Here is a 17424-nt window from a genome sequence, read left to right as displayed (position 1 = left end):
GGCAGCCATGAAACCTGCAGACTGCTCATGGCGGGTCAGTACCAGCTTGATCTTCGACTTGCGCAGGGATTCGAGCAGGTCGAGGTTTTCCTCACCAGGAATGCCGAACACGTATTCGACACCTTCGTTTTCCAGGCATTGCACAACGACATCGGCGGCCTTGGCCATTTTTCTTGTAACCTCAAATTCAGAGTACTAGGCGCAGCAGAACCCGCGGGACCGCAAGCGGCCCCGTGGGTGGTCTTCGGGTACAGGTGGGCTATCAGGCCAGTTGGTACGTGGTTTTAACGCGAGTGAAAAATTGGCGAGCATGAGTACCTTGCTCGCGCGAGCCTAGGCTCGAAGCGCCATTCCCACCAAACGGGACGTGGTAGTCCACACCAGCGGTTGGCAGGTTTACCATGACCATGCCTGCCGAGCTGTTACGCTTGAAGTGCTCCGCATAACGCAGCGAAGTGGTCACAATCCCGGCGGAAAGGCCAAACTGGGTATCTTCAGCGGCGGCAAATGCCTCCTCATAATCGCGGACCTTCAGCACGCTCAGTACTGGGCCGAAAATCTCTTCGCGATAAATGCGCATTTCGGGAGTCACTTCGGTGAATAGTGCAGGCGTGAAGAGATAAGCACCCGCCTCATTCTCGATGCGCTCGCCACCACAGACCAACTTGGCACCCTGCTCACAGCCGCTAGCTACGTAAGACAGGTTCTGCTCCAGTTGGCGACCATCCACGACTGGACCGATGTCGGTGGAGGGTTGCAATGCGTCCCCTACTTTCAGAGCACGGGCACGCTCGGCCAGGCGTGCCACAAACGCATCGTGAATGCCCTCAGTAACGATGACGCGAGAGCTGGCAGTGCAACGCTGGCCGGTACTGAAGAACGAGCCATTCAGCGCGACGTCCACGGCCTGCTCCAGGTCCGCGTCATCCAGCACGATCAATGGGTTCTTGCCACCCATTTCCAACTGGACCTTCTTCATACCTTCAGCAGCGAGTTTGGCGATTTGGCGCCCGGTGTTTTCCGAACCGGTAAAGCTGATGCCGTCAATCTCTGGCGAACGGATGATGGTATCGCCTACGCTGCGGCCAGGCCCGATCAGCATGTTGAACACGCCAGCTGGCAGACCGGAACGGCTGATGATTTCGGCCAGGGCCCAGGCCGAAGATGGAACCAGCTCAGCGGGTTTGAACACCACGCAGTTGCCGAAGCACAGTGCCGGCGCGATCTTCCATGCCGGAATGGCAATCGGGAAGTTCCACGGAGCGATGATGCCAATCACACCCAGAGGCTGAGTGAACACATCAATGCCGACGTCCTGACGCACCGACTGGTATTTTTCACCCTCGGCACGCAGGGCTTCCTGAGCGTAGAACTTAAACGAGCGACCAGCGCGGTCAACTTCGCCAAGTGCTTCACGAACGATCTTGCCCTCTTCGCGGGCCAGCAGAGCAGCAAGTTCTTCACGGCGAGCGAGAATTTCGGTGCCGATAAAGTCCAGCGCATCCGCACGTTGCTGAGGGTTGCTGCGAGCCCATGCTGGCTGAGCGCGGCGTGCAGCAGCGATGGCCTGTTCGGTCAGGTGCTGGTCAGCGCGCTCAAAGCGCTCTACCACTTCACCTGGATTGGATGGGTTGCGGTTTTCGAGAATGTCAGCGCCGCTACCCAGGGCAACGAAAGCGCCGTCAACGAAGCTGCTTTTAGTGGCGATGGTCATGCGGTACGGATCCTTTTCTCAGTGGTGTGACGGGCAACGAAATCAGTAATGTTGTCGACGGCGCGATCCATCAGCTGCTGCATGGCATCCTCACTGCTCCAGGCAATGTGCGGGTTGAGGATGAAATCATCGCGGTCAATCAGCTGGAAAAGCGGGTTGCTTGGGTGCAGCGGTTCAACTTCAACCACATCCAAGGCGACTCCACCCAAACGGCCATTTTGCAATGCGTCGATCAAAGCGGCTTCGTTGACGATGCCACCGCGCCCGGTGTTGATGACCAGAGCATCAGGCTTCATCAACGCGAGTTTGTCAGCGTCGATCAAGTTATAGGTTTCAGGCGTCAATGGCGCATTGATCGACAGGACATCACAGCTTCTGAGTAGGCTTTCCAGCGAGCGATTCTCAAGCCCAGGACGTTTGCCGCCTCGGTCTTCAAACAACACTTCCATACCAAAAGCACGCGCCAGTTCGGCCAGGCGGATGGCAATAGGACCACTGCCAATGATCGCCATCTGTTTGCCCCGCACATCACGGATGCGGTGGTCGAAATAGATGTTTTTGTACTCGGCCTGCCCTGAATGCACTTTACGCATAAGCCGGCTGAAAGCCGCCGGGCGACGGAACAGTTCGAGCATCATCGCCATGCTGTGTTCGGCAACCGTGTTCGCGGCATACCCAGGGACGCTGGACACCTCGATGCCGTGAGCATCGCAGTAATCGACGTCGACAATGTCGCGGCCAGTCAATGCCAACGAAATCATCTTCAGTTTCGGCAATTGACGCAGGTGCTCTTCACGCAGCGGCACGCTGCAAGTCAGTGCGACCGTGGCATCCTTCAGGTGCTCGAGCACCTGGTCAGCATGGGTGTATGCAAACTGCTCCCAAGTATGTTCGCAGTCAGGGCGCTTCAGACGCGTCGAGGCCGCAAGCCCCTCGTCGTCGAGGAAAACAATGTGTTCGCTCATAATCCTGATACTTATTTTTTCTGGGCGGGAACGTAGCCGGCCGGTGCCATGGCAACCAGTTGGCGAGTGATGAAGCCGGCGTTCTGATCGTGGTCTTCAAGGGATTCCTTTCGCACCAGAGCGTCGCGCACCATATGCGCACCGAAGAAGCGGAACGGCTCCGGCGGCAGCAGTTTCATCTTCTGGTTGACCAAGCCACAGTTGGCCCACTCATCGTTTGCGTGGGTAGCCAGAGACTTGATGATGCGGCTGGCAAAGACCGTGGTAGCCACACCGTTGCCAGAGAAGCCAATGCCGTAGCTGACGGTCTGGTGATGATCGAGGTAGCCGAAGTTCGGTAAGCCTTTCATGGCTCGGTCGATAGGACCGGTCCAGCTGCTGACCACAGGTACATCCTGCAATTGCGGGTACAGGCGACGCAGTTCGGCGGCGACTTTGTCGGCTGCCGGGGAAGGCTTTTCGTACAGATTGCCGATACGGCCGGCGTAAGCGAACTGACCCAATGGCTTGCCGAACACGACACGGCCATCTGGTGTATTGCGCCAGTAGTTGAGTACGGTGCGCGAGTCGGTCATGCACTCGCCACCACTGAAACCAATAGCATCAAGCTTCGCTTTTACCGGCGCGGTGGCCACCATGTCACTGGACATAATCGCGATCATGCGACGCAGCTCGGGGAACTGAGCACCCCAGGCATTCAGTGCCAGGACAACGTGGTTAGCCTTCACGCGTCCCATAGCGGTATGCACCACCGGGTTTTTGCCGCGCTCCAGGTGAGTGAACGGGGATTTCTCAAAAATCTTCACCCCAAGCTTCAGCGCCACTCGGCGCAGGCCGCGAGCCAGCATGGCTGGCTGCACGGTGGCGGCATTAGGGTCGTAGATACCGCCCAGGACCAGCGGCGAGCCAACTCGACCGCGAATGGTCTCGCGATCCAGTTCCTGGAATGGGTTCACATTGAGCTTTTGAAGGCCGTCGGTCAGCACCTTCCAAGAGCCCATTTGGCGCTGGTTAGTGGCTGTCCACAGCCAACCATCTTTACGGTACTGAGCATCGATACCGTGCTCCTGGCAGAAGCTACCAATTTCGTCGATGGCAGACTCAGCAGCTTCACAAATACGCCGAGCTTCTACATCGCCGCAGATGGTGCGCACGGACAGATACTTGCCCCACCAGTTCGTGGCAACGCCGCCGTTACGCCCGCTTGCGCCAGAACCGCAACGGTCGCGCTCGACAATAACGATAGTTTTTTCCGGGTGCGCCTGTTTCAGGCGGATGGCCGACCACAGGCCAAGGAAACCGCCACCGACGATACAGACGTCAGCTTGAATTGAATCCTGCAAAGCAGGGGCCAGATCGCTGTCCAGGTCGAGTGCCTGGGCATACCAGAATCCACGGTACATAGTATGGGTGCCTTTGCGTAAGAGCATGTTGGTTTTTGCAACATGATGCTCACCCTGAGGGCACTCTCGCTGTAACAAGCATGACAATTGATGGTAGAAGCACGCCCAAGGGCCACCTTTTGTCCCGTTTTTTCTACTTGCTGAGATTGATATGATATTCCGGACCCAGCACTCCATCTAAAATGTAGGCAGTCACGATGAGGTGAGGTATTCGTCCATGGTTCACCAACAGCACTATGACGCTCCGCTCGAGGCGGATATCAAGTTGCCGGTCAAACCCGAACTGAGGGTTGGCTTTGTGCTGCTGAACCAGTTCACCTTGGTGCCGGTTGCCGGACTGGTAGACTCACTTCGCTTCGCAGCCGATAAGTCCTTCCGCAGCCAGCAACTGTTCTGCCAATGGGATTGGATGACGCTGAATGATCAGCCCATCACCGCCAGCTGCGGCATGCCCATCCACCCGACCAAGCCCCTGAACATGTTCGCCCAGTACGACTACATCGTCATTGCTGGAGGGCTGCTTGGAGAAACCAGGAATCCGCCCGACTGGCTGCTCGACGCGCTACGGAGCGTGAACGCTGCGCACATACCGATCATCGCCCTGTGCTCCGGGTCATTCGTATTGGGAAAAGCAGGTCTACTAGACGGCCGTCGCTGTGCCGTGCACTTCACATTGAGAGACGAGTTCAAAGAGCGTTTCCCCGCCTCGACAATGGTCATCGACAAGAGCTATGTCGACGATCGAGGAATCATCACCTGTCCCGGCGGCACCGCCATCGACTTGGCAGCGAACCTGATCAGACGTCACTGCGGCGCTGTACGCGCCCAGAAAGGCCTTGAGTACCTGCTAGTGGAGGAACGCCGGGAAGATGAGAGAGCGGCAGCAGCCAGTGAAAGCGTGTATCAGAACGACAGAGTTCAACGCGCCATCGAGTTCATGCGAGCGCATTTAGACGCGTCGATGACCCTTCAAACGGTTGCGGAAGCGGTAGGCACCCACCCACGGCAGCTCCATCGTGAATTTGTCGCCAACACGCAAGAGCCACCCGCCAACTATTGGCGCAAATTACGCCTGGAGCATGCGCGCCGTTTGTTGGTGAATACCAGCCAGAACATCACCACCATCGCATTAGCCTGCGGCTTCTCCGATGCGTCACACTTTATTCTTTGGTTCCGCAAGCTGTACGGAGAAACACCCTACACGTTCCGCAAACGGCGCCACGAAGTGGAACGCTTCGACTGGCACGGGGACAGCGCGGGCCTGGACCCAGACCTGTAGCCACAAAAAAGGCCGCCGCAACCCTGAGTTGCGGCGGCCTTTTTGTACTTCAAGCCCGTGACTACAACTGACCGAAAGCTTGAATCTCAATGCGATAGCCAGGCGCAGCAAGCGGCGCGCCGACGCAAGCCCGCACAGGCGGAGCTTCGCCCACCCAGGCGTCGTACACTTCGTTCATGCGATCGAACTCAGCCATATCGGCCAGCCAGATCTGCATACGCGACAGATTGGCCTTGGTAGCACCCACCTGGGCCAACCAAGCCTCCAACTGCCGCAGCACGCAGCGGGTCTGCTCAGCGATATCGCCGTCAAGATTCTCTGCCACGATGCCGGAAGTCTCAATCCGCCCACCGATGACAACCAGCTGACTGGCACGCTTGCCTGGATTAATACGCTCAATCATGTGCCAGCTCCTCAGAACAGGACGTAGGTCTTGCGCAGCGTCTCGTGGATGTTCCAGACGCCTTCACAGTTTTCCGGGAACAGCACAGCATCACCAGCACGCAGCTCAACAGGCGCACCGCCGTCGGGAGTGAAGGTGCAGGAGCCGCTTACGATGTGGCTGAACTCGCGGTTTTTCAGGTGGCGACGGAAAACGCCTGGGCTGCTTTCCCACACACCAATCGCTGCGTTAACCGCTTCATCAGCCTGATGCTGACCAGTCGCTGCATGGGCGATTACGTCACCGATTGGCAGCTTTGCCGGGGCCATCTCACCCAGCGAGGACTCAGCAGCTTGACGCACGACAGTAAGAACTTGGCTCATGAAAAAAAATCCTCCGTTTGATTGAAATGTCTGGATCAGCGCGCGCCGGCGCAAACATCCAGGGAAGAAGCCTGTTGCAGGTCGAGCTTCGCGGTCTCTGGAGCAAGCCACCACGAGACCAGAGCGCCGAACAGGGAGGTCGCAGCAGCAGCCAGCATGGTGGGACCAATGCCGAGTGATGCCAGAGAAATAGGCACAAGGTAAGTACCGGCAGCAGCGCCGATGCGTGAAAGTGAAATAGCCAGACCAACACCAGAGGCGCGAGGAAGCATCTTCAATGGATCGTTTACAACTCAACATTGAAGTTTCCTTTTATATCTGTTATTGCAGTAACGCCCAACTAATCACTGTGTCGCAAGGTCCAATATTACAAATTCACGGGCACACCAAAGTTGCGCGCTGACGTTTGTAGCGTGCTTGCTCTGTACAACTCCCTCTCCTAAATCAGTCACTTAGAGCTGCAACCAAGCATCGCGCCCGACCTGTGAATCACTATGTCACTCCTGCACACAGGCCCATATAACGATTATGACAAGTCGTGGTACGAATCCTCCGGCACCCGAAAATTTGAGGCCGCGTACCCACCCCGTCAGCAGACTTGCCCGATCATCACATGAGATGTCCCAAACGTTATAGGGCCGTGATCAACAAGGGTGAGAGAGTGCGCGCATACGGAGACGTGCACAGGTTGCATTGATGCTATCCGTACGATGTTGCCCTACCGCGATGCGTGTCCCGGCTCTCTAAGAGCGCGTAGCGCTAGGGTGCGTGCTTGTCTGTATATATGAACAATAAGCTGGAGTTCCCATGGCCTTCAAAAGAACCATTCACGCGGTCGACACCCACGCCGGCACCCCGATGCGTGTCATTACTGGCGGCGTCCCGCATATTCCTGGCGACACCGTATACGCCAAGATGAAATGGCTGGAAGAGAATGATGACCAGTTGCGCAAGCTGATGCTGCGTGAACCGCGCGGCTATCCAGCACACTGCTGCAACATTATCGTGCCGCCCTGCCATCCTGAGGCTGACGCTGGCTATGTCATCATGGAGCAGATCGAGTACCCCGTGATGTCTGGCGGCAACACCATCTCGGTAGTGACCGTGCTGCTCGAGATGGGCATGCTGCCAATGACAGAGCCGGTGACAGAGCTAACGCTCGAAGCGCCCGCAGGCCTGATCCGAATCAAAGCCCAGTGCGAGAACGGCAAGGTCAAAGGCGTTACTTTCCAGAACGTTCCCGCCTTCGCTGCTCATCTCGATGCGGTCATCGACGTACCCCACTTGGGTAAAGTTCGCGTCGACGTCGGTTGGGGTGGCATGTTCTACGTCATCGCCGATGTACGTCAGTTCAAAGGCCTGGAACTCAAACCTGAGCACGGCGGTGAAATCGCCCGCGTTTCGTCGATGATCCGCGAGGCCGCCATCGAGCAGTTGCCGGTCGCTCACCCAGACTATCCTGGCGTAGGCATCACCATCTCGCAGTTGTCCGGCCCGTCCGACGATCCAAAAGCTGACTGGAAGAACACCGTCACCATGTCCTCTGGCACTTTCTCGTGGGATGACCCTGCCACTTGGACGGGCGCATTGGACCGCTGCCCATGCGGCACTGGCACCAGTGCCAAAATGGCAACCCTGCACGCCAAAGGTGAACTGCCGCTGAACCAGGATTTCCGCCACCAAGGCATCCTCGGCAATATCTACACCGGCCGCCTGATCGAAGAAACCACTATTGGCCAGCACAAGGCCGTAGTGCCGACCGTTACCGGCACCAGCTGGATCTATGGCCTGAACACCTTCGTGCTGGACCACGACGATCCATTCACCGAAGGCTTCACCATCGGGGATATCTGGGCTTGACCTGATGGGTGGCGTCGACTGACGCGCTCGAAGACTTAACAGGGAGGAATGCACGAGCATCCTCCCAAACGGTCTGATCACGTTATGGTTTTTGTGCTTCCAGCTTCGAGCGGGTCAGCAGCGCATCCAGAACCACCTCACACGCTGCTCCCCAACTGGCACTGACAGGCTGATGCATCAGCACCTCCAGACCGGCATAGGTAAACGTGCCTGGAGTGGCGATCGATTGCCCAAGCTCGCTCAGGGACTGCTCAGGATGGTAATGCGCCCTGGCAATACAGTCCTGCAAATTGCCTAGCACTAGCGTTCTCGCATCTTGTGCAGAAAGGCCCTTTTCACTCAGCCACTGCTGCAAATCGTGAAGCAAGAAGTAGAACCAGCCATTCATGCATGCCGCTACCGTTGCCAGTTCGAATGATGACTCATCTTCAACCACCACCAATTGCCCAAGCGGCTTCAATAGCTCCTCAGCTCGAGGGTCAGGCGGGCAAATAACAATAGTGGACTGATTGAACAGCGCGCCATAAGACAGCATGACACGCACACAGCTCGCACCCGGGAATGCTGCGGATAGCTGCTCTAGAGAGATACCAGCCAACAAGGATACGAGGTGCTGACCTTCACGGAATGAAACCTGAGCAGCCAGCTCATCAAGCGTTCCCGGCCGGACGCCTACGATGACCGTATCCGCTCCATCGACCACGGCCTGATTGCTATCCATGATGCGGCAACCGCAGTCACCCTCAAGTTGGGCTGCGCACTCCGCGTTTCGGGAAGACAGGAGGATGGCACCGGTGTAGCCACTACGACGCAGCCCCCTCACCAGCTTATCTGCAAGTTCTCCGACACCCAAGATACCCAAGACACTCATGATTTTCCCTCTACCATTCTGATCAGCTTCGAACTGACCGCGGTGCATAAAGGGGCTTCGACCAATAAATGCGCGGCGGCGTCATGCTTTTACTATGTCACCGTAATACCTGCGGGCATATAACGAGCGGGACGAGTCGTGGTAGTTTTTATATCAGCTCGCGCCGTCATTCTTCTTCGTAGATCACTTTCACCCGACCTGAGCGTACCGCCTTAAGCAGCCGCGCATGGTCACGCTCGGTCTGGTCGGCATACAGCAACGAAAAGTCGCCAAGGGCCTGGTCGAAAATGTCGCTCTTGCCCAGGTAGCCGGTGATGGTCGCAGCATCACCGGACTTGGCGTGCGCGCGCGCCAGGGTCATGCCGCAGAACTCGGCATAGCGCTCCAGTTGAGTGATGTTGATGTGTTCCAGCGGCACCGACATTTTCATGTCGCGCAATTGCCGGACGAAGAAGTCGTACCCGGCCGGGCCTCTGACCCAACCCAGCAATATGTCGCTGGACGACTGCATCAGCCGCTGCCCCATCACCACCCGCTGCCCCTGATTGTCGTACTGACTCTTGCCCGCATAAGGTTCCAGCACCGAGCGGCAGGACTCCTTGAACTGCAGGATCAACGGGTGGTTTTCTTCGGAAAACAAAAGCCCGATATAGCAGCGCGTGCCCACGCTGCCGATACCGACCACCTTGAGCGCGGCATCCACCAGGCGATAGCGGTCCAGCAGCACCCGGCGCTCGTCCGACAGGCTCAGCCGATAGGCCTGCAGGCTGCTGTGCACGCGTTCAAGAAAGTCCGGCTCATCGACATGCTGGATGACCGGTGGCTGGTCGACGATGCGCGGCTGACCGCCAACCTGCCCGGCGATCTTCGGAAACACGCTCTCCATCACGCGCTCACGGGCGCGGTCGAACAATTGCTGGCGGAACTTGCGGGCCTTGGCGTCCGGGGCGGTTTCGATCAACGTTTGCGCGTCCAGCCGCGAGTACCAGACCTCCAGCGGTTTCATCTTCGAAAAGCGCCGAAGGTGTTCACGGTAAGCCCGTGCGCAGGCAGCTGCGGCTTTATGGGCTTGTGCGTCGACCGCGCCATTGTCGCGGGCCGCCACGGCAAAGCTGGCGACCAACCGTTTGATGTCCCACTCCCAGGGCGCCGGCAGGGTCTCGTCGAAGTCGTTGAGGTCGAACACCAGGTTGCGCTCGGGGGTGGCGAACAGACCAAAATTGAGCAGGTGGCAATCGCCACAGGCCTGCACATTGACCCCGATGTTCGGGACCTGAGCCAAGTCGTAGGCCATCAGCCCTGCCGAGCCACGCAAGAAGGTGAAGGGGCTGCGCAGCATGCGCCCATAGCGGATTGGCACCAGTTCCTGCAGGCGGTCGCGGTTGGACTTTTCCAGCAGGGCAATGACGTCGCGCTGGCGCGCAGGCTTCCATTTGCCATGGCTCTCGCGCGGCACCTTGTCGCGCAAGCGCTTGCCATCGGCGACGCGCTCCTCGCGCGCACGAAAAATCGGGTTCGGTACACTATCGTCTGTGTTCTTGCGAGCAGTTGCACGTCGCGATGCCATGATGCGATCGACTCCTCTGGAAGAAATCACTCCCACCCGCGAAGAACCAGCAAAAATACGGGTTTATGCGCTTAATCTAGCAGCGCTTATTGGCTTCGCCAGCTCTCGGCTTCGGCGCGTAGGGTTCGATCTGACGTTCTTGCAGCCGTTTCTTTCGTACACCAACGCATCATTGACCACCTTGGGCATCAACAGCGAGTCGACCTACGACTGGCAGACCAGGGAATGGGCGATCCCGGTCAACCTGACTGTCACTCAGCTGTTCAAGATCGGGGGCCACCCCATCACCGTCCAGGCGGGCCCACGCTACTGGCTCGATTCGCCAGACAATGGGCCGCAAGGCTGGGGCTTATGCTTTGCCATGACGCTGCTCTTCCCGCGCTGAACCATGCCGTTTCGTCACGTAACGCATTGTTTTGTCACTATTAATAACCGAAATCCTTCCTTCATTCAGTTAATTCAACTAGCCGCCTCTCGATACACTTTCGAGCTTCGCATTTATCACCAAAACAACCACAAGGTAACCCGCCACCATGGCAATCCAGCGTCTGCACAGCAACAAGCGCCTGAGCAACACCGTAATCCACAACGGTGTCGTTTATCTGGCCGGCCAGCTCGCCAACAACCATGAAGCCGATATCCGCACTCAAACCGCCGAAACCCTGGCCAACATCGATGCGCTGCTGGCTGAAGCCGGCAGCGACAAGTCGAAGATCCTTTCGGTAACCATCTACCTCAAGGACATCATCAACGATTTCGCCGGGCTCAACGAAGTCTGGGAAGCCTGGGTGGCAGAAGGTCATGCACCAGCACGCGCCTGCGTCGAAGCGGCCATGTTCAAGCCGAGCCTGCTGGTGGAAATGTCCGTGGTGGCCGTGCAGGGCTGATAGCCTCAGCGCCTGAAAAACAAAGCCGCAGTCTTTTCAACAAAAGGCTGCGGCTTTGTGCGTTTGGTCGGGTACCCTGTGGGCCAACTGCTGTGCCCTGGTCGTTCGCCACTGGAAAACCTGATGAACAAGCTGATCCTACCTGTAGCCATTTTCGTAAGCGTCATCGTCACCGGCAAGATAGCCGAACACTTCGGCCTCGAAGGCAGCTGGAAAATCGGCTTGCTCTGCCTGGTGGCATTCGGGGTGCAGCTCGCAGTCGCACGCTTACAACGTGCGCAGGGCAAAAAAGCTCAACCTTGAGCACGCGTTGTATGGCACCGGCTGCGCCGGTGTTCGCGGCTAAAGCCGCTCCTACAGGTACAGCGTATGGCACAAGTGCAATTAACGGGATTATTCGATTGCGGCCTGAGCATTGCTCCCTTCAGGCCGTACCCCGCAAAGAAACACACTCAAATAGCCGGGTGTGCGCTGGGATACCGCCCGACGCTCAAACGAAATACCATTTGCTTTAGCCGTTGGCATAGCCTCCAAGGCTGCTTTGAGGGCCAGACTTGGAGCATCTTCACTGTCGTCTGGGTTGAAGCGGATCTGGTTGGTCTGGATGCTGTAGCCAGGCGCGGAGTTGAGCAACTCAGGCACAACCTTGGTGCTCCACACAATATTCAGTGGACGGATTTCGGCGTTTGAATTGAGTTCTTCGAGCAATGTTCTGGCTGCGGCGACTTGAGCCTCCTCCATCTGCCGATTATTTGCGGTCTGGCAACTGAAAATGACGACCCGATACCCCTTCAACAACCGCCCGGTCTCTGCATTGATAGCCACACCTGGCGTTGCAGTTGGTGCTTGCGGTTCAGTCGCGGCGTACACTTCGTTGTTATCGCGAGCAAGGCTTCCTACGAACTTCAACACGTCCGAGGCCTGCTTCGCCTCAGTCTTGACGCTTGCACTGACCCCTTCACCCGCGCCAAGTACTTCAATCAAGGGTTGTCTCATCTGATCACTGGCAGTGACTAACACGAGTGCGAGCACTGCCCGTTCTCGCTTTTCAGCAAGTGTTGAAGGAACGGTGGCTCGGTCCAGTTCGAGCACTTTAACAACAGCCTCATAAGCAATGGCATCAAGCCTTACCCTGGTTTCCTTTTCGGCGCGCTCATTGGCCTGCGTTTCCAATACCATCTTGGCTTGCATCGCTTTGTCAGCTGACGCGTCGGCAGCACTCTTCGATTGCAGGGCCTGATAAGCCGACACCACGCCAATGATCGCGCTGAGAACTGCAACGCCGCTCTGGACTTTCCCCCAGGCCGACAGCGGCCTGTTCGCTTCATCTGCCATGACAGTTCTCCCGCAGTGCCCCTGACCACGTAAGCCCAGATGTCAGGCACCATGCGCCAAGTTGAAGACTTCACTTAATGGATGTACGCCACGCGGCGAAACTGCAGGCTGCGAATGCAGGCAAATATTGAATGTAAGTACAGGCTAGTTTGAGGTTATGTAAGTGGTCAAATCATTCAAAGGCGTGATCACACGACCCAAGGCGTGCCCATTGGCACGCCCTGCCCGCCCAGAGTGGTTACTTGAGCGCCGCGGCAAAGCTGTCTTTCAGCACCTCAAGAAGAAAATCGGCATTGGCCCTGCTGAAAATCATCGATGGCCGCATTTTCAGCACGTTGTCATGCGGGCCTTCGGTACCAATCAACACGCCACGCTCTCTGGCGCCATCCGCCACTTTCCTGGCCAAGGCGGTGGCCGGGGCCTTGGATTTGCGGTCAGTAACCAGCACGATACCGAGGAACAGGCCCAACCCGCGCACATCACCAATCACGTCAAATTGCTGCTGCAGCTTGCGGAAACCATCGAGCAGGTAATTGCCAACGTCCAAGGCGTTCTCTTTCAGCTTGTCGCGCTCAATTGCATTGAGCACCGCCAGGCCTACCGCGCACGACACCGGGTTGCCAGCGAAGGTATTGAAGTACTCCATGCCATTGTTGAAGGCATCGGCAACCTCGCGCGTGGTCACCACCGCCGACATCGGGTGGCCGTTGCCGATCGGCTTGCCCATGGTGACAGCATCCGGCACCACGCCCTGGGTCTCGAAGGCCCACCAGTGGCTACCGACGCGGCCAAAGCCGACCTGCACCTCATCGGCCAGGCACAGCCCGCCTTCGGCGCGGACCATGGCGTACACCTCCTTGAGGTAGTGCTCGGGCAGGAACACCTGCCCCGCCACGCTCGGGATCGACTCGGCCAGGAAGAACCCGGGGCGCTTGCCGGCCTTGCGCATGGCGTCCAGTTGGTCGGCTACAGACTCGGCAAAACGCTTGCCGTGCTCTTCCACTGGCCAGTCCTCGGGGGCGTAGTAGCTCTCCGGCACCACCGCCTCGTAAACATGCGCCGCCCTGCCCTTGCCAGCCTTGCGCTTGTACTTGTAAGGGCTCAGGTCGATGAGCTCTTGCGTGGTGCCGTGGTAGGCCCAGTCCAGCACGATCGCCTGGTCACTGCCGGTATAGTTACGCGCCATGCGCAGCATCAGGCTGTTGGCCTCACTGCCCGAGCAACCGAAGGACGCTACGCATAGCCCCTCTGGCAGCGTGCCGGTCAGGCGCTCGGCGTACTCGACGATGTAATCGTGCAGGTAGCGTGTGTTGGTGTTGAGCAGGCCAGCCTGGCGCGTCAAGGCTTCGACCACGTCAGGGTGGCTATGGCCCAGGTGGCAAACGTTGTTGAAGCAATCCAGGTAGGCCCGGCCAAAGTTGTCGATCAGCCACACACCATCGCCACGCACGAACTTGATCGGGTCGGTGTACGAAATCGACAGGTTCGGCAGCAGCAACGCCTTGCGTTTGGCGATGATCTCGGCCTTGCTCAACCCCTCCTGGCTGAAGGTTTCGGCTGGGATACCGGCCAGCGCCGATGCGTCGGGGAACAGGTCGGCCCAGACTTCACGGTACTCTGGCTCACCTACGCCAATGATCTCGCTCGCGCTCAGCTGGGTATCGGTGGTCATCTGCAGATGCAGGTGGGGAATCCACCCGCCGTTTTCCTGATCCGTGCCCATGTAGCCGACCAGGTCGCCGGCTTCGAGCTTGTCACCAGCCTGCAAGCGGCCCAGCACCTCATGAGCCATGTGCCCCCACAGGGTCAGGAATGGCGGGCAACCGGCTAGCGTGTGCTCGATCATCACCAGGCCACCATAACTCAGCGGGCCGGGTTCAACCTCAACGCTTTTTACGGTGCCAGCGACGGGCGCGTAAAGCGGCGTACCAGCAGGCATCACCAGGTCGACACCCACATGCAACGTGCGGCGTTGCCCACTGATGAAGCGTGACTCGAAGGCACTGTGAGTGTAGATGGCACGTAACTCGCCCCAGGGCCCAATGGCCAGCGGTACCTTGTGCGCGGCAGAAAACTCATCCCACCAACGGGTAGCATCGGCTGGGCGCTGCTCGGCTGAAGCGATGGTCATCTCGTGGCTAGCGTCGCCAAACGGGGCAATCACCTTGTTCAGGATGGCAGCCGATGGGCGCACCAGGTCGGCAAACGATTTGTGGTTGGCGGCGATCCAGCGGCGAACTTCGCCCGCACCTTCGATGGCATCGAAACCACACGCCTTGCGCAGAATGCCGGTGGCCAGCCGCGGGTTCATTGAATCAAGCTGTTCCAGCAGGCGCCAGGCAGGCGCTTCACTGATCGCCAGGTAGGGGTTGTCGCCGGTTTGATCCTGCCGGGAAGCGGAGAACGTAACGCTGATGACCAGGCGCATGGCGATCAGGTTGAACAGCACATCAAGCTCTTGCGTTTGCAGCGGGTACTTTTCATGGAAGCCGGCCACCAACGCAGCAGCGGCGCCAATCGGGTCGTCCATGTCGAGAATGGCGTACGCACTGGCGATAGCAACCTCGGCAATCAACACGGTGTGCACCGCATCGCCGAAGTCGATGAAGCCGGTCACGTTACCAGTAGTTTCGGCATCGAGCAGTATGTTCCAGTCGTTGGCGTCGTTGTGGATCACCTGCGCCCGGAGTGAGGCCAGCTTAGGCTGTACGGTCTGTTCAAAGCGGGTGATGAAACGCTCTGCAATTGCCCGACGCTCAGGGTTGTTGATGAAGTGCAGGCGCGAACGTGAACGCGCGGCATGGCGCAGGTCCCAGTCCAGGTCGCGGACAGCACCTGGGTGCATGAAGCCCTGCAGGGCGCGGTCAAGTTCACCGAGCGCCCGGCCGAAGTTGCTCATCAACGCAAAGCTACGCTTGGCCTCGGCGAGCGGAGTACCCGGCAACCAGCTGACCAGGCGCAAAGCGTGCTGTTCACCCGTGGCACTGGCCACGCTCGGCAAGAAGTCGCCCGCCACACTGGCCCGCAAGTGCGGTACGCCCAAGTGCGCGCCATGCACAGCCAGGTGACCGAGCAGCGCGGTTTGAAACTCGCTTTCAACCCTGGGCTCGGTGGCGTTGACGATTTTCAGGATCCAGCCTGCATCTACGCCAGTATCCAGCCGGTAATTGCGGTCACGCTCCCCGTCCAGGGGCGTTGCAGTGCCGGTGACATTGAAGAAATCTTTTGCGAGGCCCTCTGCATCGCTTGCCGAAAACCGAGGTGCCGGGTGGGAAAGGTCTGTCATATCATCACGTTCCGAGCGAGCAAATAGTTTTTTCAATAGCTTGTCACGCACTGCCGAAACCGACACCCTGCATACGGTCGGGATCAACAGGCATTATGCCGGTTCTGGCCGGCATAAAGACGGCGAGCTTATTAGGTGGTGCAATGCGTGACCTGGACGCAAAAGATCGTGAGATTCTTGAAGTACTTTCGAAGGACGCGCGCATTGCGCTGAAAGCATTAGCCGGCCGCATAGGCCTTTCCAGAAGCGCCACGACCGAGCGCGTAGCCAACCTGGAACGCAGCGGAATCATTCGTGGTTATCGCGCCGACATCGGCGAAATAGACGCCAACGTCATCCGTGCGATCTTGCTGGTGACATTGCAACGCACGCCTGCCATGGGGCTGCTCGACCAACTGGCAACCGACGCGCGCGTACGCCGCGTTTCCTCGGTGAGCGGCCAGCTCGACCTGGTGGTCGAAGTCGAGACCCGCACAATCGACGACCTCAACCAGGTGCGCGACAACGTGGCACGTCACGAATCAGTGGATGACATCACCACCTCGGTCGTCCTGCGCCGCGACATCGACCGCCAGGGCGCCTGACAAACCGTAGCGTCAGGTATGAGCCAAGCTCAATGAGGCACCGTATGTATTAGGGGGCGTAAAGCCCCCTCTTGCATCTATCATTGTGACCGAAGCACTTTCCAAATCTCGGAAACCACTTGCCGCGTTGCAGCATCGATACTCCCTTCATTACGGCACAGCAGCCATCCGTTGGCGGCAACCGCATGCTCGAACGCTTCGGTGCAGGCAACCTGCTCCTCCAGGTTGAAAATCACCGTACTACCCAGCCCCCGTGTACGTGCCGCAGCCCTTGCCCATGAAGTTTCAGGGGTGGTGACTACCCCCACATGCAAATCGGGTACGCGTACACCGCGTTCGATGTTCAGGCGCAAGATCTCGGCAAACGGCACTGTGCGGCGAAACGCAGCATCAGACGGGTACCAGCGATCGATCAGGATGATGCTCCCCTGTGGCTGGCGTGGCAAAACGTGCTGGGAAATCCAGGCGCGGCTCTCGGCAAAGCGCTCGCATACCTGCAACTCCAGCTCCCGCGAGGGGTTTCTGACGAGCTGGTTGACGAGGGCCATGGTTTCCCCCCTGAAGGGGTCGCTCTTTTTCTCGCAAAGGCGGATCACCTTCATGTTGTCCGCCCTCAGGGCTTGAGTAACGGCCTCCAGCAGTGTGGTTTTGCCGGTGCCCTTGGGCCCATCCATGGAAACAAACAGCGGGCGGTTCATGGTTCAGTACCAGTTGGGCTAGGCGCGCGATCAGACCATTGATCGCAGCCTGCCTTCAAGGGGTAGGATGGGGGAAGAAGATCATGGCGACTGAGGATCACGCCTGGATGCTGACGCAGATGCTGGGTGAATAGCGTGAGGGAACATCTGTAAAGGCTTGCGCAACCCTTGTAGGAGCGGCCATGTGTCGCGAGAGGGCTGCGAAGCCGC

Annotated in this window: 16 protein-coding genes and 2 pseudogenes; 6 read left to right on the top strand and 12 right to left on the bottom strand. The window is 58.3% G+C overall.

What is annotated here, in order from left to right; genetic code table 11:
• The 4 genes from ABE456_RS25570 to ABE456_RS25555 form a co-directional block, all read right to left on the bottom strand.
• On the bottom strand, positions 1–168 hold a 168-nt coding region (locus ABE456_RS25570; protein WP_254171103.1), incomplete at its 3' end, for a thiamine pyrophosphate-binding protein.
• 94 nt (positions 169–262) lie between these two features.
• Positions 263–1714 (bottom strand): aldehyde dehydrogenase family protein, encoded by a 1452-nt coding sequence (locus ABE456_RS25565; protein WP_346646419.1) that lies wholly within the window; start codon positions 1712–1714, stop codon positions 263–265.
• Positions 1711–2679 carry an NAD(P)-dependent oxidoreductase gene (locus ABE456_RS25560; protein WP_346646418.1) on the bottom strand — a complete coding sequence of 323 codons (969 nt, stop codon included), beginning with the start codon at positions 2677–2679 and terminating at the stop codon, positions 1711–1713. The genes ABE456_RS25565 and ABE456_RS25560 overlap by 4 nt, the downstream gene beginning before the upstream one ends.
• 11 nt (positions 2680–2690) lie before the next feature.
• Positions 2691–4082 (bottom strand): FAD-binding oxidoreductase, encoded by a 1392-nt coding sequence (locus tag ABE456_RS25555; RefSeq protein WP_346646417.1) that lies wholly within the window; start codon positions 4080–4082, stop codon positions 2691–2693.
• A gap of 217 nt (positions 4083–4299) precedes the next feature.
• Between ABE456_RS25555 and ABE456_RS25550 the strand changes: the two genes are divergently transcribed.
• The gene (locus ABE456_RS25550) at positions 4300–5361 is read left to right on the top strand and encodes a GlxA family transcriptional regulator (protein ID WP_346646416.1); all 1062 of its coding nucleotides are present in this window, start codon (positions 4300–4302) and stop codon (positions 5359–5361) included.
• Between the two features lie 61 nt (positions 5362–5422).
• On the opposite strand, the gene ABE456_RS25545 is transcribed toward ABE456_RS25550, so the two are convergent.
• The 3 genes and pseudogenes from ABE456_RS25545 to ABE456_RS25535 form a co-directional block, all read right to left on the bottom strand.
• Positions 5423–5764: a RidA family protein gene (locus ABE456_RS25545; RefSeq protein ID WP_336333231.1), complete on the bottom strand. Its 342-nt coding sequence runs from the start codon at positions 5762–5764 to the stop codon at positions 5423–5425.
• 11 nt (positions 5765–5775) lie between these two features.
• Positions 5776–6126, bottom strand: a complete 351-nt coding sequence (locus ABE456_RS25540) for a cupin domain-containing protein (RefSeq protein ID WP_346646415.1) — start codon at positions 6124–6126, stop codon at positions 5776–5778.
• A 35-nt stretch (positions 6127–6161) separates the two neighbouring features.
• A pseudogene (locus ABE456_RS25535) lies at positions 6162–6389 on the bottom strand (MFS transporter); the annotation flags it as partial.
• Between the two features lie 544 nt (positions 6390–6933).
• On the opposite strand from ABE456_RS25535, the gene ABE456_RS25530 reads away from it, so the two are divergent.
• Entirely contained in the window at positions 6934–7986 is a 1053-nt protein-coding gene (locus ABE456_RS25530; protein ID WP_336333228.1) for a proline racemase family protein, read from the top strand.
• An 82-nt stretch (positions 7987–8068) separates the two neighbouring features.
• On the opposite strand, the gene ABE456_RS25525 is transcribed toward ABE456_RS25530, so the two are convergent.
• Positions 8069–8857 (bottom strand): NAD(P)-binding domain-containing protein, encoded by a 789-nt coding sequence (locus tag ABE456_RS25525; protein WP_346646414.1) that lies wholly within the window; start codon positions 8855–8857, stop codon positions 8069–8071.
• Between the two features lie 166 nt (positions 8858–9023).
• Positions 9024–10424 (bottom strand): DUF2252 domain-containing protein, encoded by a 1401-nt coding sequence (locus tag ABE456_RS25520; protein WP_346646413.1) that lies wholly within the window; start codon positions 10422–10424, stop codon positions 9024–9026.
• A gap of 115 nt (positions 10425–10539) precedes the next feature.
• On the opposite strand from ABE456_RS25520, the pseudogene ABE456_RS25515 reads away from it, so the two are divergent.
• The 3 genes and pseudogenes from ABE456_RS25515 to ABE456_RS25505 form a co-directional block, all read left to right on the top strand.
• Positions 10540–10809 (top strand): annotated as a pseudogene (locus ABE456_RS25515) (transporter); the annotation flags it as partial.
• A gap of 148 nt (positions 10810–10957) precedes the next feature.
• The gene (locus ABE456_RS25510) at positions 10958–11311 is read left to right on the top strand and encodes a RidA family protein (RefSeq protein WP_201200837.1); all 354 of its coding nucleotides are present in this window, start codon (positions 10958–10960) and stop codon (positions 11309–11311) included.
• 123 nt (positions 11312–11434) lie between these two features.
• Positions 11435–11614, top strand: coding sequence for a hypothetical protein (locus ABE456_RS25505; RefSeq protein WP_346646412.1), 180 nt, complete (start codon positions 11435–11437; stop codon positions 11612–11614).
• Positions 11615–11704: 90 nt separating this feature from the next.
• Here ABE456_RS25505 and ABE456_RS25500 read toward each other — a convergent pair whose 3' ends face one another.
• Together ABE456_RS25500 and ABE456_RS25495 are read right to left on the bottom strand one after the other, a co-directional pair.
• Entirely contained in the window at positions 11705–12646 is a 942-nt protein-coding gene (locus tag ABE456_RS25500) for a hypothetical protein (RefSeq protein ID WP_346646411.1), read from the bottom strand.
• A gap of 238 nt (positions 12647–12884) precedes the next feature.
• Positions 12885–15932, bottom strand: coding sequence for an aminotransferase class III-fold pyridoxal phosphate-dependent enzyme (locus tag ABE456_RS25495; RefSeq protein ID WP_346646410.1), 3048 nt, complete (start codon positions 15930–15932; stop codon positions 12885–12887).
• Between the two features lie 143 nt (positions 15933–16075).
• On the opposite strand from ABE456_RS25495, the gene ABE456_RS25490 reads away from it, so the two are divergent.
• Positions 16076–16516, top strand: coding sequence for an Lrp/AsnC family transcriptional regulator (locus ABE456_RS25490; RefSeq protein WP_021784634.1), 441 nt, complete (start codon positions 16076–16078; stop codon positions 16514–16516).
• Between the two features lie 80 nt (positions 16517–16596).
• Here ABE456_RS25490 and ABE456_RS25485 read toward each other — a convergent pair whose 3' ends face one another.
• A complete protein-coding gene (locus tag ABE456_RS25485; RefSeq protein WP_346646409.1) occupies positions 16597–17214 on the bottom strand; it encodes a dTMP kinase in 618 nt (205 codons plus the stop codon).
• Positions 17215–17424: the final 210 nt, after the last annotated feature.

Source organism: Pseudomonas sp. TWI929, from assembly GCF_039673335.1.
In the GTDB taxonomy this organism is placed as follows: Bacteria; Pseudomonadota; Gammaproteobacteria; order Pseudomonadales; family Pseudomonadaceae; genus Aquipseudomonas.
This window is presented reverse-complemented; position numbering and strand designations above follow the sequence as displayed.

What these genes read in the sequence shown, in the direction of transcription:
- ABE456_RS25550 (WP_346646416.1), top strand. Translation starts at nt 4,300, where the DNA reads ATGGTTCACCAACAGCACTATGACGCTCCGCTCGAGGCGGATATCAAG.
- ABE456_RS25555 (WP_346646417.1), bottom strand. Translation starts at nt 4,082, where the DNA reads ATGTACCGTGGATTCTGGTATGCCCAGGCACTCGACCTGGACAGCGAT.
- ABE456_RS25485 (WP_346646409.1), bottom strand. Translation starts at nt 17,214, where the DNA reads ATGAACCGCCCGCTGTTTGTTTCCATGGATGGGCCCAAGGGCACCGGC.
- ABE456_RS25495 (WP_346646410.1), bottom strand. Translation starts at nt 15,932, where the DNA reads ATGACAGACCTTTCCCACCCGGCACCTCGGTTTTCGGCAAGCGATGCA.
- ABE456_RS25560 (WP_346646418.1), bottom strand. Translation starts at nt 2,679, where the DNA reads ATGAGCGAACACATTGTTTTCCTCGACGACGAGGGGCTTGCGGCCTCG.
- ABE456_RS25530 (WP_336333228.1), top strand. Translation starts at nt 6,934, where the DNA reads ATGGCCTTCAAAAGAACCATTCACGCGGTCGACACCCACGCCGGCACC.
- ABE456_RS25500 (WP_346646411.1), bottom strand. Translation starts at nt 12,646, where the DNA reads ATGGCAGATGAAGCGAACAGGCCGCTGTCGGCCTGGGGGAAAGTCCAG.
- ABE456_RS25525 (WP_346646414.1), bottom strand. Translation starts at nt 8,857, where the DNA reads ATGAGTGTCTTGGGTATCTTGGGTGTCGGAGAACTTGCAGATAAGCTG.
- ABE456_RS25510 (WP_201200837.1), top strand. Translation starts at nt 10,958, where the DNA reads ATGGCAATCCAGCGTCTGCACAGCAACAAGCGCCTGAGCAACACCGTA.
- ABE456_RS25565 (WP_346646419.1), bottom strand. Translation starts at nt 1,714, where the DNA reads ATGACCATCGCCACTAAAAGCAGCTTCGTTGACGGCGCTTTCGTTGCC.
- ABE456_RS25540 (WP_346646415.1), bottom strand. Translation starts at nt 6,126, where the DNA reads ATGAGCCAAGTTCTTACTGTCGTGCGTCAAGCTGCTGAGTCCTCGCTG.
- ABE456_RS25545 (WP_336333231.1), bottom strand. Translation starts at nt 5,764, where the DNA reads ATGATTGAGCGTATTAATCCAGGCAAGCGTGCCAGTCAGCTGGTTGTC.
- ABE456_RS25520 (WP_346646413.1), bottom strand. Translation starts at nt 10,424, where the DNA reads ATGGCATCGCGACGTGCAACTGCTCGCAAGAACACAGACGATAGTGTA.
- ABE456_RS25490 (WP_021784634.1), top strand. Translation starts at nt 16,076, where the DNA reads ATGCGTGACCTGGACGCAAAAGATCGTGAGATTCTTGAAGTACTTTCG.
- ABE456_RS25505 (WP_346646412.1), top strand. Translation starts at nt 11,435, where the DNA reads ATGAACAAGCTGATCCTACCTGTAGCCATTTTCGTAAGCGTCATCGTC.